Below are 16,515 nucleotides of genomic sequence, written 5' to 3'. Positions count from 1 at the left end.
TGACTTGCCTTGTCGCTATTGGGATGCTTTTTTCGGTTCAGAATTTTCCGTTACATTTTTTCGATCGTGTTTTCATTGGCCTGGGGATTTTTGGCTTTTATATTCGCTTCCAGTGCAAGCAAGTCTAACTTGAGCCATTGGATAGCCCTTATCTTAGTGTTCATTATAAGCCTTTTTATCCATCGTAGCTATTTTTATATCGAAACCAACAGTAAAAAGATAGACTTTAGGGCTTAATTAAAAATACACTCAGGATTTTAAGAATTAAGCGTGCAAGGGGATTAAAATCAGTTGATAAAATATTTTTATTTTGGTGTTGAATCACTAAACTTCCTTTTTAGATGATAATACCGAAATAACAGGCGGTCATACCATAGCGCACCAAGCAGCATTACAACAGGAAGTAATAATATTTTTAGCTGAAAATGCTGATATCCCAGTCCACCCAACATTCCGCCTAAAAAGAATCCGCTTATGATCATGGTTTTAAGGAAAATACTCCTGCGTATTGCTTTATATACTGAGTTTTCTTTGTAAAGCAATAATTGAGAAAGTTCTATACCCAAATCTGTGAAAAGTCCTGTCAGGTGGGTGGTTCTCACTACAGACTGCGAAACCTTGGTTACCAACGCATTTTGCAGTCCCATCGAAAATAATAAGGCCGAAGCTATAACTGATGGATACGTCTGATACCATGTAGGAGCTAAAAAGCAGGTCAAACTGATGGAAAGCATGATGCCGATTTCTATAGAGATAGGGATAATATAAGAATTGTGGGATCTGTATTTTGATGCCCACTCCATAATCAGCCCTGATACAAAGGCACCGGATAAAAAAAACAGTATATAATACAGATAGGTAAAAGCCATACTATAGTTCTCCAGGAAAAGTTGTTCAGAAAAAAATGCAAAATGTCCGGTTACATTCGTTGTTAAGGTATGTACCGACAAAACCCCGGAGATATTCACAATCCCCGCCACAGTAGATAAGATCGAGGCTAGTTGTAGATTATGGGAATAGGTACGGCCTTTCCCTTTGTGTCTGAACATCTGTAGATTCTTTACCCGCTAATTTACAAAATTCAATCGCAATCCCATTTAATAATGGTTCCGTTTATATTCTGTATTCAAGCATCTGGAGTCTGTAAAAACTTAAGGTACTACACATTTAAACATATTGGCAAACAAATACTGATAAAATTAATAGTATTGAAATTGGATATGCTGTTTAATTTTCCATTAAAGCTTTGCATCTATCAATTATTCACAGCTTAATTTTTAGATGTTTGTAGCGTCTGTCAGTGTTTTCACCAATGTACACCGCATATTCGATTGTGATGCAAAGAATGATCACCATGCCCAACCAAATAAAGCGGCTACAAGCTTTTCGAATATTTTTTACGTTATCATGAGGAGTATTTAAAGTTCAGAATTTGTTTATTTATATGTATAAACTTACGTATTAATCATTCTTTGCATATTTTATACGTCAGTTCAAATTGTTGATTTTTTATTGAGTGAAAGACAATTTTTAGCACATTAATCATCGAAATGTCATTGTGGCCGGGGATTTGCAGGGTGACAGCTGAATTAATAATCTTCCTGATATGATCAAAAATCTCTTATTTACGCTTCTAACCATCTCCATCACATCAACAATTTTCATTTCCTGTACAAAGTCAGTTGACGAAAAGCTGGAAGACCTGAGGAAAGAAAAGCTTGCTTTTGAAAAAAAGTAGCAGCAATTAAAAACGATAGCCTTAGAAAACAAGCCAAAGAATTTGGCGGAATGCTTTTCTGGTTCCAGGAGATTGACCTTGAGAACGAACGTCCGCCAAAGGATACGGTATATGATGAAAATCCATTCCTTATCCTAAAAGATTATGGTTCTACAGGCGACATGGCAAGTAATTATTTAGACGGTATCTTAGTGGAGAAGGACGAGTCTAGAGGTGATAAAATTGAACTGAAACTTCATTATCCCTTTGCCCTTCCATTTGCCCAAAAAACATCCTGGAAAAGTGTAAAATTTAACGACAATTCCAGTACAGACATTATTGAGGATGAAAATAACTCCCTCACCAGCAGACAAGTGGTAAGAACCAATTGGAACAACGAGGAAGGATTTGATATCCTTTATCCTGATGAAAAAATCCTATTCAGCAAAACCCGTTTCCCTAAACGGTTCTGTCGAAGCACAAATCCCAAAAGCCATCTTAAAGTTTACTTTCGCCGGCAATGAAAGAGGTGACACCAAAGAACAGCATGGCATTAAAGTGAAACTAGCAAGTGTTAAAGGGCATGCGGTAAGCATAGAAGTTGAAAATCCCAATAAAACAGACCCCGCAGTTGATACGGAAAAAATGGATTTAGTAACCATTTTGGCAACTGACAAAACAAAAAAGTTTTTGCACCAAAGTGGATCTTCCAGCGGTTCGGGCGAAATGTTTGATTTTTACAAAAAACTTTTAAATGAGGTTGTAGACAATCCGGAGAAAGTAGGCACACTACAACAGGACCTGGATGAGGAGCAACGTAAGTATGATGAAAAGCATAAAAATAGGTCATACTATTCCGCTTACTTTAAAGGCACGGTAGAGGATGTGGTGATTTATGTGATGGATTATTCAAAAGCTACGATCCGGAAAAGAACTTTTCATTGCCGGTTTATTCTTTTAAGGCAGCTGAAAGAGGTTATAACAGCACTGCTCCATACCAGGAAGTATTTGACATCCCAACTTATGCCACGGCCTACGACCCTGCTGTGGATAAGCTTTTAAGTACAAAGCCAGAGCTGTCTGCAGGAGAAATTGGCAGCAAAATTAAAATTGATCAATCGTCCATGACTTACACAACTCCATCCGGTGGTCAAGAGAAATGGCGGGTAAGCTTCGAATATCCGGAATTGATGAGTTCTTTTTTTATTAATAATATAAGCCGGTACGAGGACGCAAAAGAAGTCGCCTTTTTTGAGGAGCAGGATGGAAAGCAAATCTCCATTCCAAAGGATTCGATTGACTATGGCATCGGGGAATTTAACGGCACTGTTCCTGTGGTTGAATTTAACAGATCCAGCCTTAATTTTGTACCCAAGGGACTACTTGCAAAAGCAAAGTATGTTAAGGGAGTAATGCAGATTAATCTTGCCGAAATTTCCAAAGCCAGTTACCGCATCGATAAACTTCCTCCAGGAATCACGGTATCTGGCAATAAGGTAATGGTTGACGAGGCTATAATAAAAGATAAGATCTTAATTTATCCAAAGAATACTTCGGGAAGGTATTTAAAGAAAATTACTTCCGCGAGTTTCAGCAGGGGTGACAATTTCGGACCTTATATAAAGGCAGACTATTATTACGGGAAACCTTTCCTGCTTGAATGCTACCTGTTAAAGGGCAACCACCTTGTTGATTACCACTTCAATGTGAAATTAACTTATGATGAGCAGAAAAAAGAGGAAAAAACAAAATCAAAATAATCAATTTTTCAGGTACCTGAAGCATAACGGGTACTTGAAAAATTTTGAACACTAAGCATACCCCCTTAGTTTTCCATATTACTCAAACCTGATGTTGTGCCATAATTTTCGTATCTTAGCATAACTAAAAGGGTAATCACCCAATTTAATCCTTTGATTAAAAATCTCCAAAAAACATTCTAAAGTCCACCTTCACCCCACATTTACCCCACGTTTAGGCCACCTTCCGCCCAGGTCTGCTTCGTACTTACTTGCACGCTACTTTACACTTACTTCGGTTGAGTTTTAGCCTTGGTATAGATCAGATAGGTTAAAGATTTATCTTGCTTTAGGTTGGCAGGTTAACAATAGCCAAAAAAAGGTAAGGAGAAAGTTAGCCTAAGGTATTGTTGGTGTATAGCTGTGTCGGAGAAGGGCAGGTAAATAGGCAATAAAGGGCTGTTTGGGATTTTAGCATAGCGGATCCTTTTTAAACAAAAAATCCTACAACGAAGGTTGAAGGATTTCTGTGATTCCGCTGGGATTGGCTCAGCCCCACAAAACCCCGAACCCGGCCCTGAGCCTTTTACAAATCGAACCCAGGCCGGCACTTCTGTTCGAATCCCAAACGGGAATAAAACAAAAAAACCTCACATTTCTGTGAGGTTTCTTGTGATCCCGCTGGGATAATAACTTAATAATCCAAGCGACACTAAATGAGCAAGTTATAGCTAATAGTCAATTATCATTTCTGATTGGGCACCAGTTATTTTGACATGATTTGATTACGTTTAAAACATGATTTGATTACGTTTAAAACATGATTTGATTACGTTTAAAAGAACAACTTATTAATAAATAAAAGTAACAAAATTTCAGGACAAGCAAAAAAAGTTTTAAAAATATGTATCAAACTAGGGACTTTTTTTACCGAGATTTATACAATTATTTACGTCAATTTTGAAAGAATTCAATGAACCAAATCACTCCATTGAAAGAATCGATTCACAATATGAAGAACAGTAATTAATATAGTAAAAGTAAATGATTTATTGACGAAAAACTAAATGAATTAGTTAAATTACGTTATAAAGTATTTTATCTTTACGTTGTATTTAACCGATAATAAGATGGCAAAAAAGCTAGTTATGTTACAGGATCCCTATTCGAAGAGGGGTATTTAGTGAGAACACTAGGTGCACTAGTCCATACTCCTGATATTGCACTAACAGAACTAGTTGCCAATGCGTGGGATGCTGGAGCTACCAAGGTTGATATATTTATTCCAGAAGAATACCATCAGAAACTTGTCGTAGTAGATAACGGTACTGGTCTGTCAAAGGATCAATTTGAGCAACGGTGGATGAAGCTTGGGTATAACCGTTTAAAACACCAAGGTAAAAATGTAATTTTTCCTCCAGGAATATCGGGAAAAAGAATTGCATACGGTCGCAATGGAGTCGGTCGACATGGTCTACTCTGCTTTGGTACTGAATATACAGTACTGACAAGTAATGAAGGTAAATCTTCAAAATTTGTCGTTACTACATTAAATGAAGAGCAACCATTTGTAATAAAGGACGCTAAATATGGCAATTCGAATGTCGTGGGTACTAGGCTTGAGGTTGTGGTCACCAAAAATTTACCAAAGGCAGAAAAAGTTTTGAAAATTATATCTGCCAGATTCCTACACGATCCCAATTTTATAGTATCTATTAATAAACAGACCGTTAATCTGGAAGAACATTCTGGTTTAATTGATACGACAGAGTTAAAAGTGGGTAAAATTGTGCTTACCGCACATTTTATTGACTCATTGAAAAGCTCAAAATCAACGGCTTATCAAGGTATAGCTTTCTGGCAAAGCAATAGACTTGTTGGAGAGCCTTCTTGGATACTAGGATTTGAAGCGGTGCTAGATGGTCGCACAACTTTTGCAAAACGTTATACTGTTGTGATTAAAACAAATGACCTTGCAGAATATGTCTATGAAGATTGGACGGGTTTCAAAAAGGTAGAGACAATGGATAAAGTATATAAAGTTGTCTCAGATTATATTTTTAAAATGTTGGGTGAGATTGCCAAAGAAAATATTGAGGAAACTAAGTTACAGGTCACTAATGACTTTAAAAAAGAAATCGCCAGCTTATCTCCCCTGGGGAAATTTGAGGTAGATGAAGTAATTGAGGCAATTGCATTAGCTCATCCAACTGCAAGACCAGAGTCTTTAACTATTGCAGTTGAAGCTGTGATTAATCTCGAAAAAACAAGGAGTGGAAAAGAGCTTATGGCAAAGCTTGCAAAGTTGTCGGATGCGGATATTGATGGATTAAGGACTTTGTTAGATAAGTGGTCGATCAAGGATGCACTGATAGTTCTGGACGAGATTCATAATCGTCTTTCAGTTATTGAAGCTATTCGCAAACTGTCAAAGGATGAGAATGTGGACGAACTGCACGTACTTCATCCTTTGGTCACAGAGGCGAGATGGCTTTTTGGTCCAGAGTTCGAATCAGCTGAATATGCTTCTAACAGACAGCTACACTCAGCAGTGGAAACAGTATTCAAAAAAAGGATTAGCAAGGAGGTCTTCAACAATCATAAGCAAAGGCCTGATATTGTATTGCTAAATGATTCTACTGCTTCAGTTACAGGTACCGAGTTTTTCGACAGTGACTCTAATCTTTCAACAGTTAATAAGGTGCTAATTATTGAACTTAAGCGGGGTGCTTTCAAATTAACACGTTCTGAAAGAAACCAGGCACATGGATATGTTGAAGATTTTGTCAACTGCGGCTCACTGATTGGATCTCCATATGTTGAAGCCTTCGTTGTCGGAGATCAGTTCTCTGAAAAGATTACACCGATCTCAACGGTACAGAATGAAAACAAGATAGAACTAGGCAAGGTACGTATTACTACATTCAGCCAGCTTGTGGATACTGCTGAAAGGAGACTATTTGGTCTAAGGCAGAAATTGAATGAGAGATATGATGAGATTCCCGGAATGGATTTATTCGATCAAAAATATCCTGCTCAGCTTACTGTTGACTTTAAAAAAGACGGTACTAATGATTAAAGTTATCCATTCCAACTCAAGCAGTCATAGTAAATAGGATTTCCAGTCAATATAATCTACTATAAAGATAGCATTACCTAATATAAAATTTTAGGAAAATTTATGGCAATTACTTAGCTTTATCTATATAGTCAATTTTAACCAAATTATAACGTATGTACCTCAGCGCTCTCCACATACTCAATTTCAGAAAAATTGAGAAACTCAAGCTAATGTTCAATAAAGGCGTCAACGTGCTTGTAGGCGAGAATGATGCAGGGAAGTCGAGTATAATAGATGCAATTAGATTGGTAACAGGTGTACATGGTAACGATTATCTCAGAGTTTCAGAAGACGATTTTCATCATAACGGTTCTGTTCGCAGTACGCATTTGCAGATCACCTGTGAGTTTAGAAACCTAAGTACAGAAGAATCTGCATGTTTTTTGGAATGGCTTAGCATTGAGGGAAATGAATACTATTTGAAGCTAACTCTTTCCGCATTTAGGAAAGATCGGGGTAATTCCTCTTTTGAAGTCTTTTATGACACTCGAGCGGGTGAAGACGAAGAAAGTGGCTTTATTGGTGGGGAAGCGCGTGCAAAATTGAAGGCAACCTATCTCAAGCCATTAAGAGATGCTGGGCATGAGCTTGCGCCTAGAAGAGGATCAAGACTCTCACAAATTTTAGGAGCTTACGATATCTTTCAGCAGAAGCCCGATGTCATCCATCCACTTGTAGAAACAATGAACAAGGCTAATGCCGATATTACTGAATACTTCGAAAACAAAGAGGGTAAGGTGGTGTCCGATACTATTAACATCACATACCTAAAAGAGATTTCCTTACAAAACAATCCCTTGCAATCAAGGTTCGGGATTGTTGGAAGTGAATTAGGCAGGATATTGGAAAAATTAGAACTTATTGGAGTTTCGAATATTGATGAGACCAATATTGGGCTTGGTAGTAACAATCTTCTTTTCATAGCTGCAGAAATGCTGCTTTTAAAGAAGGATTCTGGGTATGTTGGCCTTAGACTATCGCTGATTGAAGAGATTGAGGCGCATATCCACCCCCAATCTCAGATCAACCTGATAGACTTTCTCAACAGACACTGCTCTAAACTTCAGTTTCAGAATATCATTTCTACTCATAGCAATTCATTGGCCTCGAAGATTGACCTGAACAATTTAATCATTTGCAAATCCGGAAGTGCTTTTTCCTTAGATTCTGCTTGTACATTATTAGAAAAATCAGATTATGCCTTCTTAGGAAGGTTTCTTGATGATACGAAATCCAATCTTTTTTCGCGCATGGTGTGATAATGGTCGAAGGAGATGCAGAAAACCTCATTCTTCCTAGTTTTGCAGAGAAAATAGGCTTACCTCTTCATAAATATGGTATTTCTATCGTAAACGTGGGGAACCTAGCATTAATGCGCTATTCGAGGATATTCAGAAGGAAAGATGGCAGTTCTATGGGCATCAAGGTTGCCTGCATAACAGATCGAGATATTCCACCAGCAGATGCTGCAACCTATTGTTATGAGGTCAAAAGAAGAAAAACTGGAGTACTTGAAACAGAATATCTTTTGTCATCTTCACGAAAAACAGAGGCGGACTACACTCCAACAGAAATTGCAGATCACATACAGAAAAAAGTGAAAAATATCGCGGAGGAGATGTCGAGGTTTTTATCGGCAAGACGTGGACGTTAGAATTCGAGATAGCGAAGAGTGTCTTAAGACACTTGATGCATAGGGCTGTACAGATTGCTCTTAAAACAAGTAATGGAGAAAAGGAATTGGATGCAGCCGCCTATAAGTTGCTCTCAAAAGATGCAGAAACAGAGCTGAATATTTGGATAGCTGCGGGTAAAACTACTGATCAAATTGCGTTGGAAATATATGTTCCTCTAGAAAGAAAACAGGTGTCAAAAGCTGTTGTGGCACAGATATTTGCCAGACTTTTAAAGGGTGACAGAGTCAAAGCTTCGGAAATTGTATGTGACGCTTCTTTGAAATATCTTATAGATGCGATTAAACACGTTGCCAATGTTTGATTTCTCAAAAATTTCAGTAAGCGACCAAGACATAGAATATGTTGAAAAGGTCTTCAGGTTTTCTTTTAATAATGCCCAGAAAGCTTTGATTAGGCACTGGGAGCCAGCCGATATACAGGCTTGCCCAGGAAGTGGCAAAACCACCACTTTAGCTGCAAAATTGATTTTACTTTCCCATAAAGTGCCAAAACATAATAGACACGGAATTTGTGTGATTACTCATACTAATACAGCAGTTGGAGAAATCAAATCAAAACTCGGTGACTATGGAAGTTTTTACCAACAATATCCAAATCATTTCGGCACCATACAATCTTTTGTTGATAAATATGTTGCCGTGCCCTTTTATAAACATCTGTACAAAAGTACTCCTTCGATAATTGATGAATGGGATTACAATGAGCTGATGCGCAATAGCTATCCCATGAAGGTTGATGGAACAATATCCTATCTTGATAACAACAATGTTTTTTTAGGAGGTCTTACCTTTAATAAGTTTGATTTTTCTGTGTCTACTGACTTGAATACTAGTGAAAAATGGGTATTACAGAAGCTAAAACCAGAAACTATGGCTAAGTATTACGAAAAGATTTGTAGCGCAAAGGAAAAACTTTTGTCTGAGGGATGGTTGAAATATGATGAAGCCTATGCACTGGCATTTCGGCACATCAGAGAACATGCGAAAATCATAGAATTTTTAAGGCGGCGGTTTCCGATTGTCTTCGTTGATGAAATGCAGGATATGGAACAACACCAACAAGAGATTATTGACCTAATTTTTGGGCAGGATACCGTTTTGCAGCGTATCGGCGATACTAACCAATCGATTTATGGCTACGGAAAGGCAGAACCTACATCCGAATGGAAACCAGTTGTGCGTGCAGATCTTGTTCTTGAGCATTCTAACCGCATTTCTGACCATTTGGCTGAAACAGTACGGGGAATTTGCTGGAAGCCACAGAATATGACTGGGTGGGCAAATACTAACCCGATTTCACCTGTGCTTTTCATCTGCAATCCAAGCAATATCGTTCAGGTAAAAGAACTTTTTGCAAAAATAGTAATTGAAAATGGACTTCATAAAAAAGGAAGCGTAAAGGTAGTTGGTGCAAGGAGAAGCGATTCAAGGCTAAATATTAATTCCTACTGGCCTGAATACAATAAAAAATACCTATCAAGTGAGCTTCCTAATCTGAATTCATTTCTTTCTGAGTGCCTTTCCGGAGTTTCTTCTGTTATCAATTTAAAACATTTCCGCAAAAAATTCCTAACCTGTTTCTGTTATTGTTTAAAACTTAATGGCTTGAAAAATCCTTTATCAGGTTTTTACTTTACACCGCACTCTTTTCTGAAATACCTGGCGCAGGGAGGAAATTCCGACAAGATTGGAAAAATCAATGTGGCTATCTCCGATTGGTTTCTTAGGCTTCGTAAGGGTGAAGATATCCATAACTCAGTCAAATCATACGTCTTGGCTATCATATCATTTTTCAATGTACAGGCGAATGTTATATTGAATACTTATCTCAGCGACATGGATGTACGAGAGTCTGTTCAAAAAGAGGAAATAAAAACTTATAGATATACTCATGAAGACGAAACCGTAGAGCTCATTTTCGATACAATACACGGGGTAAAAGGAGAGACTCATACTGCAACCCTTTATGTGGAAACTTACAATAGAGTTTATGATATCGGAGGTAAGTTATTAGATTTCATAGTTAGTGACGATAAAGGAAGAGATCGGATTAAAGCAAAGGATAATGCTTCTTACAAACGCTTGCCGCATGCATATGTTGCGTTGACCAGAGCCACAGATTTCTTTGCTATCTGCGTAGATGTTACACGTTATGGTTCTATACACAAAACTTATTTCGAAGATCCATCAAACGGTTGGGTGGTGAGATATATAGACCCAAGTGACAAATTTCTTTAATAGCTTTTTTGCTTAATTAGTCCTATGTCTTTTATTTTAATACTCCTAGTTTGATCCTACGCCTAATATTTGAAAATTAGTCAAAAATATTTTAGCAATATGGCTTGTTTAAATAATCCAAAAATTACGCATCTTACCATATTGACATACAGCGATAAGAGACAATTTGTTTGAAAAAGTCTTCGTTTGGCTTATAGTATAATTAGCTTCCATATCAAACCTGTGGTGCTTAGATTAAACTATCTTACTACGCAAAAGCTTTCCTTTGCAAATACCCATACCTGAACATATCCTATTTATTTTTGACAACTACCTAACAAGTACCCAATAGCTAAAAACCAACATTCACAATTTTGCCATACAATTCTAATATTTAAATTATGGCAACGATTGAATTCATAAGCAAAGAAGATCTGGAACAATTCAAACAGGAACTGTTTTCGGAACTAAGAAGACCAGGGCAAAACCTGCATAAAACAAGTGAACAAAAGGAATGGCTGAAAAGCTATGAAGTCCGCAAACTTTTGAGCATCTCGCCCGGAACGTTACAAAGTCTCCGTGATTCAGGAGCACTAAAATTTAGCAAAGTCGGTGGCTTGATGTTTTACAAGTACGATGATGTGGCGGCATTGATCGAGGGAAAAAACAAAAGTGGTCGCCACTAATTTTATAAAAAACAGATCGAAATACTACAATCCCAACAACCATTAATCAAGTAAAAATCCAAGTTCAGCAGCACTGATCTATGGGCAAAGTGCAAACACCCGAGTGTTTGGCAAGATGTATTTTTGTCCACAGGACAAAAAAATCTTGCCGCCCTTATGGTCGGAGCAGGCGCTCGGAACTCGTGCCTGCCTGAACTTCTGATACGTGCCAATATGAGTAGCATAAACAATGATAAACGACGGAAAAATTTTTGCTGCCCCATCATGACAAGGGTTAATAAAGAGACTTATCAGCGATTGGAAAATCTGCTTGCTGGTAGCACCTGCCAGAGCATGGGCGAACTTGCCAGAAAGCTCATAAAAAGGGAAAAGATCAACTGCACGCATACTGATGTAACCATGAATGCATCTATGGAACAGCTCACCAGCATCAGAAAGGAACTCAAGGCCATAAGAATCAACATCAACCAAATCACACGGACATTTAATCACCTTTCTGTTAGGCCGTTCGTTCAGTAGGCAGAAAATTAAGACTTGCTTTCAATCTTTATGCGTTCGCTAATCAGCCACATGGCTTCAAATAGTTTCACGAGCTGTTCGTAAACTGTGATTACTTCAGATTTGGACAGGCTTTCTTCCATGAAGGAGGTACTCAGCGCTTCGTGAAGCCATGTGTTCAGTATCTTTTTGTACCCGTCCAGTTTATAGAGCCTGAACATTTTCTTTAGTACAGATGAAGGCTTTACGATCTCCCGAATGCTCAGATTTTCTGGATAATCCCTTAGCTTCTTCCTTTCCGTTTTGATGTACCATTTTGCGATATCACTTTCCTGCTTGTCATCGAAGTCAAGTCTGCCAAGCTTGTGGCGCTGCAAGAGCCAGGCGGCCTCTATCAGCTTTATTGTCAGTTCGTAATTATAAACAAGGTAGTCTGGGCTACATTTTTTGATTCTTCGGATTCAAGCGCTGCATCGTTTCGCCAGCGTTTCAGCATCTTCAAATGATTGGGCAACCAGGAGTGACTGAAAAAATCGTTTACTACTTTTATCGGATCTGTTATTTCATCATTGTCAAGATAAACGATTCTGTTATCCGATGTTCTTTTTGTTTGCTTTTTCATTGGTACATAATTTGTTTTTTATCGGTAATGAAGCTATCATGAGCAATATTCGTTTCTGTTTGAGAGCGTATGCTCATGATGGTTTCATATTTTCAAATATTGGTCTGTAATATTTTTTCGATCTGTACATGATCAGCGTTTTTTAAGACTGCATAATCTGATGCCGATTTGGCAAGCAGTTCTATTTTTTCGCTGCACATCGCCTTTGCCAGTAAAAGAAAAGATGCGACCCTTTGATAGAGACGCTCCGCATCCTCCCGACAAACCGTAAAATCATCTTTATAACGTGAACCAGAATAACTTTTTGCCATTACATCAAATAAGCGCTCATCTTCGGGAGTGGACAGGAAAAGCTGAAATGGCTTTTCAGAAAAGCAAGTACACAAACGGAGCAGGCGGTAAAGGTTGTGGAACTCAGAACGATAGGCGATATTAACCCTAACCAGACAGATACAAGTCTGTTCTACAGCCTGATGGAGCATAAAGGCACATATTCCAAACTGTTCCTTCTCCAGACATTCGGATGCGCACATCAGAAATCCGTCAGCTAGTGGTATACGATGTTCATAATGTCTTATTGCTTTGATTGCGCCGTTTGTGGGGATAAACGCAGATATTGGATCACTGTCTAACAGTCCATCCTTACTATAGAGCAGTTTTCCATAGGTAAGCACTCCAATAAAAAAGCGGCTGTTTTGCTGTACCGCGTCCATAACCGATTGCCTGCCATGGCAGATCACGGTAATCGTTCCATGTTGATAATAGGTGTTGGCAAAATCCTGCATTTCGTAATCTATTCGGGTTGCCGTTTCGGTAACTACCAATAGGCAATAGTCGCAACTAAAATGACTTTGATTGTCATTAAAGCAGCCTTGGGAGTTATGAGTGTAGCGGTTCAGCGAAAAGTTGAAGATCTGTAGCGGTTCGAACTTCTGGGCGAGCCGATGGATAAACTCCCTGAAATAGACAGCGTGTTCGGCTTCTGGTGATAATTTTGGTTCCATATTGATCTCATTTAAGTTTAACATTAAATGAGTCCTGGAGATGCAGAAATAGGTGCGGAACTGCATCTCGTGGTTGCATAAAAGTTTCTGAAGCCTTACGTAACACGAGTGTACAGCAGTCCCGCACCTATTTTAGGAATACGCAAATATAGCATATTAATAAATAGGCTGGGTATTCTGCTGTCTTGCGTTACGGCTTCAGAAATGCAACCGCAAGACCATTAATATTTTGTTGTTGTTTAATCTTATATTCTGACTAACCAATAACCTAAGATAATCAGTTATTTGCAATACTCCAAATAAAAATACTCTTTTTATGGAGTGTGTAAATATGGAGCATTTGTTTTACTTTATTTCATGGCAAAAAGCAATCTCCTAACAAGTGAAAAGGAATTAAGGAAAATAGGCTTAAGACTAAAAGCCCTCCGCAAATCCAAAGGTTATACTAGTCCGGATAAGTTTTCCTATGAGAACAATCTGAACCGGTCGCAGTATGGTAAATATGAGGCAGGTAATACCAATATCACTGTTGGCACATTGATCAACATCTTAAATTGTTTTGGTGTGAGTTTGAGCGAATTTTTTAATGAGGACTATGATGGAATTGAACAGTCAAAATAATGGAGATAAATTATTTAAAAGGTGATGCCACCAATCCGCTGGGATTCTCGATTATGCAGGACCCTGTTTATCTAGAAAGCACGGGTTGGAGTAAATTATGAAAAACGAAATCGACATTTTATCTGATAGAGAAATAGAAATTTGGGACTATGCTGAATCTCAAAATGGAACGATGGACTTTGTAACCGAAAAACTTTCCGCGGAAGGAATATTCGAGGAGTATCGAAATATTCATAAGTCTTATCTTAAACTGTATTTTCGCATTGATAATGAAACTGCAAAGCTTGAGATCTTAAAGCGCATGATATTTTTGAATTGGTACGCTTTGATAGAGCCGAGTTGTTATACAGGAATTGAAGATCTTGACAATGCAACCGCATCTGAATCATATTCTATTTTAGATCAATATTTAATCGATGGAAAAATCGATTCAGAATTTAAGTGGATGTTGTCTTTTTATTCCAGTTGGGATTACACGATACTTCCATTTTCAGAAAATAAACTTGAAGCCTTAACTGCATTTGTAAAAGGGGTAGATACTTCCATTTTAAGCTGTCCTAAAAATCAGTTGCCAAAAGGCGTAATGGATAACAGGGGACAGATGGGGATTTATTGGATAAGTATGTCAGTTGAAAAGAAGATGATGTGAGCACCCAAAAAAAAGATATACAAGTCCTATGCTTAGCTATAAATGAATACATTAGCAATACAAAACCAGCAAATTTATGGCTCAAATACCACTGCTTACAGCTGCATTGGAGAATGTTTATGCCTGGTATATATAAGTTACTGTTAAGCTTAAGAGGACAATACAGTGGACAACAAAATTGAAACATATTCGACACTTTGGAGTTTGGTTGACCTCGATCAGACAGATCACAAACTGAAGGAAGTCGCGGTTCTCTTCTTAAATGCAATGAACGACTGGCCGACACAAGACCAGCACAAAATTGCAGACTTTGACAAAGAACTTAAAGAATATTTCGGCTCACCATTGACAACTGAGAAAATACAACTAAAGAAGTTTAACGGAAAAAATGCTTGGCAGGTTGAAGCGGGCAGTTCAATAGTTGAAGTCATTGACACTTCGGCAAGATTTTGCAATGAAAGTAACTTCGATAATATATTAAAAAATATTCTTGATTTCTATGAACAGGAATTTAAGAAGACTGACTTTATTGCACAACTGAAATATAGGACAACAGAACAAGGTGGTAGACAGACTCCAGCTAAAAGCGGTTACAGGCCACAAATAAAGTTTGACTTCATAGAAATGCAGACATCAGGACAACAAACTTTTATTGACAAGAAAACTGTTTTTCCTGGTGACACAGTTAACGCAAAAATTAAAATATTATCACCAGACTATTTTTCGGGTTGTCTGACAGAAGGAATGGTGTTTGAATTTAGAGAAGGTGGGACAGTTATTGGGACAGGAGAAATAAAAATATATCGTAAATGACAAACTTGAAAAAGCCAACCGGTAACAGCATCTAACCAGATGGCGGGGTTTCGCGTTCCTAAGACAGTAATGATGAAAAATCAGTACTAAATCATAAATTGCTTTCAATTAACCACGCTTTGTTGAAGGCCTGTATAAACAGAAATTATATGTTATTTAAGTATAAATCAGCCAAACATTTCATAATGCTGCTTTTTGCATTCTGCTTTATTTCATGTGCTACTATTTTCGAAGACAGTCCTCTTACGCTCTTGAAAGAGGCTTATAATCATAAAAAAACAAAAAAAGCCATGGTGTTTATGAAAGATGGGAACGCAACAACTGATAATTCGTTACATGTAATTCTGGAAAATGCAGATTTTGAATTAACCGAGGCGGAGTCAGGAAATGTTTTTATATTAGATGCTGACCATAACGCTGCAAAACTGGGTTCAAATGCGATAAACTTAACCTGGTTAAGTGAAAAAACTTTGGAAATCTCATTCGATTCAAAATTGAGGACATTTAAAAAAGCTGATGAAATAGATGGAGTGAAGATTGTATATAAAGAACGATAGAAATAAGGATATGAAATGGTAAAAGGAATTGAGCTGATGGTCTTGCATCAGTGTCTGGATCAGATCCAGTGTCCCTGGTGTAACTGTTTCTTTGTGTAACATCTGAGTTTTTCTTTGCTCAACTGAAAATATTTACAAACGGCCTCCATGGTTATATCAGAAAGATAGGTGATGTCTTCTTTGAGGGCTCGGATTACGTTTTCTCTACCATAAAACCTGATCATCTCTTCCCAATCCCTTGTATCGCCTTTATCAAGCACACGTTCGATAACGGTTTTGTAACTCCTGTTCCAGTCCAGTTTTTCGAAATCAAAGTCCCAGAACAATACCTCTGGAAGGTCTGGTCTTCTGACCTTTTGTATCAGTGGCTGCCTTTCAATTTTGATTTCATCGTTTTCGAATGGAACCTTTTTTTCGAAAGATAGTTGTTCAATGTATGATAGTTGTAGGCTGGGTAGCTGTCACAAAATCCCTTGAGGCTTGAAAACACATCGATATCTGTACTGGCAAATCTTTTCCAGTGCACAACTATAACTCTTTTGTTTAATTCCTTTAACATCCTACAAATCTAACTA

The 16,515-nt window shown here is 37.8% G+C and carries 18 protein-coding genes; 12 read left to right on the top strand and 6 right to left on the bottom strand.

Annotated elements, in window-relative coordinates; all coding sequences use genetic code 11:
* Positions 1-305 precede the first annotated feature (305 nt).
* Positions 306-1,049 (bottom strand): YoaK family protein, encoded by a 744-nt coding sequence (locus ACQ86H_RS15500; protein ID WP_431291661.1) that lies wholly within the window; start codon positions 1,047-1,049, stop codon positions 306-308.
* 739 nt (positions 1,050-1,788) lie between these two features.
* On the opposite strand from ACQ86H_RS15500, the gene ACQ86H_RS15495 reads away from it, so the two are divergent.
* From ACQ86H_RS15495 to ACQ86H_RS15460, 8 genes are all read left to right on the top strand, one after another.
* Positions 1,789-2,241, top strand: a complete 453-nt coding sequence (locus ACQ86H_RS15495; protein ID WP_431291660.1) for a hypothetical protein — start codon at positions 1,789-1,791, stop codon at positions 2,239-2,241.
* 417 nt (positions 2,242-2,658) lie between these two features.
* Positions 2,659-3,477, top strand: coding sequence for a hypothetical protein (locus ACQ86H_RS15490; protein WP_431291659.1), 819 nt, complete (start codon positions 2,659-2,661; stop codon positions 3,475-3,477).
* 1,162 nt (positions 3,478-4,639) lie between these two features.
* Entirely contained in the window at positions 4,640-6,535 is a 1,896-nt protein-coding gene (locus tag ACQ86H_RS15485) for an ATP-binding protein (RefSeq protein WP_431291658.1), read from the top strand.
* A gap of 212 nt (positions 6,536-6,747) precedes the next feature.
* On the top strand, positions 6,748-7,836 hold the full coding sequence (locus ACQ86H_RS15480) for an ATP-dependent nuclease (RefSeq protein WP_431291657.1): 1,089 nt from the start codon (positions 6,748-6,750) through the stop codon (positions 7,834-7,836).
* Positions 7,837-7,838: 2 nt separating this feature from the next.
* Positions 7,839-8,231 (top strand): ATP-dependent endonuclease, encoded by a 393-nt coding sequence (locus ACQ86H_RS15475; protein WP_431291656.1) that lies wholly within the window; start codon positions 7,839-7,841, stop codon positions 8,229-8,231.
* A 35-nt stretch (positions 8,232-8,266) separates the two neighbouring features.
* Positions 8,267-8,575, top strand: coding sequence for a hypothetical protein (locus ACQ86H_RS15470; RefSeq protein ID WP_431291655.1), 309 nt, complete (start codon positions 8,267-8,269; stop codon positions 8,573-8,575).
* Positions 8,568-10,511 carry a UvrD-helicase domain-containing protein gene (locus ACQ86H_RS15465; RefSeq protein ID WP_431291654.1) on the top strand — a complete coding sequence of 648 codons (1,944 nt, stop codon included), beginning with the start codon at positions 8,568-8,570 and terminating at the stop codon, positions 10,509-10,511. The genes ACQ86H_RS15470 and ACQ86H_RS15465 overlap by 8 nt, the downstream gene beginning before the upstream one ends.
* Positions 10,512-10,891: 380 nt before the next feature.
* The gene (locus ACQ86H_RS15460; protein WP_431291653.1) at positions 10,892-11,176 is read left to right on the top strand and encodes a helix-turn-helix domain-containing protein; all 285 of its coding nucleotides are present in this window, start codon (positions 10,892-10,894) and stop codon (positions 11,174-11,176) included.
* A 78-nt stretch (positions 11,177-11,254) separates the two neighbouring features.
* Here the strand turns inward: ACQ86H_RS15460 and ACQ86H_RS15455 are convergent, their stop codons facing one another.
* The 4 genes from ACQ86H_RS15455 to ACQ86H_RS15440 all read right to left on the bottom strand — a co-directional run bounded on the left by ACQ86H_RS15455 (position 11,255) and on the right by ACQ86H_RS15440 (position 13,300).
* Positions 11,255-11,647, bottom strand: a complete 393-nt coding sequence (locus ACQ86H_RS15455; protein WP_431291652.1) for a hypothetical protein — start codon at positions 11,645-11,647, stop codon at positions 11,255-11,257.
* Positions 11,648-11,703: 56 nt separating this feature from the next.
* Complete coding sequence (locus ACQ86H_RS15450; protein WP_431291651.1) at positions 11,704-12,051, bottom strand: hypothetical protein; 348 nt, start codon at positions 12,049-12,051, stop codon at positions 11,704-11,706.
* Positions 12,052-12,080: 29 nt separating this feature from the next.
* Positions 12,081-12,296: a hypothetical protein gene (locus ACQ86H_RS15445; RefSeq protein WP_431291650.1), complete on the bottom strand. Its 216-nt coding sequence runs from the start codon at positions 12,294-12,296 to the stop codon at positions 12,081-12,083.
* A gap of 92 nt (positions 12,297-12,388) precedes the next feature.
* Positions 12,389-13,300 carry a HEPN domain-containing protein gene (locus tag ACQ86H_RS15440; protein WP_431291649.1) on the bottom strand — a complete coding sequence of 304 codons (912 nt, stop codon included), beginning with the start codon at positions 13,298-13,300 and terminating at the stop codon, positions 12,389-12,391.
* A 357-nt stretch (positions 13,301-13,657) separates the two neighbouring features.
* Here ACQ86H_RS15440 and ACQ86H_RS15435 point away from each other — a divergent pair, with 357 nt between their 5' ends.
* The 4 genes from ACQ86H_RS15435 (at position 13,658) to ACQ86H_RS15420 (ending at position 15,940) form a co-directional block, all read left to right on the top strand.
* Positions 13,658-13,921, top strand: a complete 264-nt coding sequence (locus ACQ86H_RS15435) for a helix-turn-helix domain-containing protein (protein ID WP_431291648.1) — start codon at positions 13,658-13,660, stop codon at positions 13,919-13,921.
* A 97-nt stretch (positions 13,922-14,018) separates the two neighbouring features.
* Positions 14,019-14,570 carry a hypothetical protein gene (locus tag ACQ86H_RS15430; protein ID WP_431291647.1) on the top strand — a complete coding sequence of 184 codons (552 nt, stop codon included), beginning with the start codon at positions 14,019-14,021 and terminating at the stop codon, positions 14,568-14,570.
* Between the two features lie 165 nt (positions 14,571-14,735).
* Complete coding sequence (locus ACQ86H_RS15425) at positions 14,736-15,383, top strand: hypothetical protein (protein WP_431291646.1); 648 nt, start codon at positions 14,736-14,738, stop codon at positions 15,381-15,383.
* Positions 15,384-15,682: 299 nt separating this feature from the next.
* On the top strand, positions 15,683-15,940 hold the full coding sequence (locus tag ACQ86H_RS15420) for a hypothetical protein (protein WP_431291645.1): 258 nt from the start codon (positions 15,683-15,685) through the stop codon (positions 15,938-15,940).
* Between the two features lie 59 nt (positions 15,941-15,999).
* Here ACQ86H_RS15420 and ACQ86H_RS15415 read toward each other — a convergent pair whose 3' ends face one another.
* Positions 16,000-16,266 carry a DUF6922 domain-containing protein gene (locus tag ACQ86H_RS15415; RefSeq protein ID WP_431291644.1) on the bottom strand — a complete coding sequence of 89 codons (267 nt, stop codon included), beginning with the start codon at positions 16,264-16,266 and terminating at the stop codon, positions 16,000-16,002.
* Positions 16,267-16,515: the final 249 nt, after the last annotated feature.

The organism is Pedobacter sp. P26, from assembly GCF_050632135.1.
Classification (GTDB): domain Bacteria; phylum Bacteroidota; class Bacteroidia; order Sphingobacteriales; family Sphingobacteriaceae; genus Pedobacter.
Note: the sequence above shows the minus strand (reverse complement) of the source record. Positions and strands in the feature narration are given on the sequence as shown.

Bases quoted from the DNA above. Each gene is read 5' to 3' on its own strand.
- ACQ86H_RS15420 (WP_431291645.1), top strand. From the start codon at position 15,683: ATGAAAGATGGGAACGCAACAACTGATAATTCGTTACATGTAATTCTG.
- ACQ86H_RS15440 (WP_431291649.1), bottom strand. From the start codon at position 13,300: ATGGAACCAAAATTATCACCAGAAGCCGAACACGCTGTCTATTTCAGG.
- ACQ86H_RS15500 (WP_431291661.1), bottom strand. From the start codon at position 1,049: ATGTTCAGACACAAAGGGAAAGGCCGTACCTATTCCCATAATCTACAA.
- ACQ86H_RS15475 (WP_431291656.1), top strand. From the start codon at position 7,839: ATGGTCGAAGGAGATGCAGAAAACCTCATTCTTCCTAGTTTTGCAGAG.
- ACQ86H_RS15495 (WP_431291660.1), top strand. From the start codon at position 1,789: ATGCTTTTCTGGTTCCAGGAGATTGACCTTGAGAACGAACGTCCGCCA.
- ACQ86H_RS15445 (WP_431291650.1), bottom strand. From the start codon at position 12,296: ATGAAAAAGCAAACAAAAAGAACATCGGATAACAGAATCGTTTATCTT.
- ACQ86H_RS15435 (WP_431291648.1), top strand. From the start codon at position 13,658: ATGGCAAAAAGCAATCTCCTAACAAGTGAAAAGGAATTAAGGAAAATA.
- ACQ86H_RS15465 (WP_431291654.1), top strand. From the start codon at position 8,568: ATGTTTGATTTCTCAAAAATTTCAGTAAGCGACCAAGACATAGAATAT.
- ACQ86H_RS15470 (WP_431291655.1), top strand. From the start codon at position 8,267: ATGCATAGGGCTGTACAGATTGCTCTTAAAACAAGTAATGGAGAAAAG.
- ACQ86H_RS15480 (WP_431291657.1), top strand. From the start codon at position 6,748: ATGTTCAATAAAGGCGTCAACGTGCTTGTAGGCGAGAATGATGCAGGG.
- ACQ86H_RS15430 (WP_431291647.1), top strand. From the start codon at position 14,019: ATGAAAAACGAAATCGACATTTTATCTGATAGAGAAATAGAAATTTGG.
- ACQ86H_RS15460 (WP_431291653.1), top strand. From the start codon at position 10,892: ATGGCAACGATTGAATTCATAAGCAAAGAAGATCTGGAACAATTCAAA.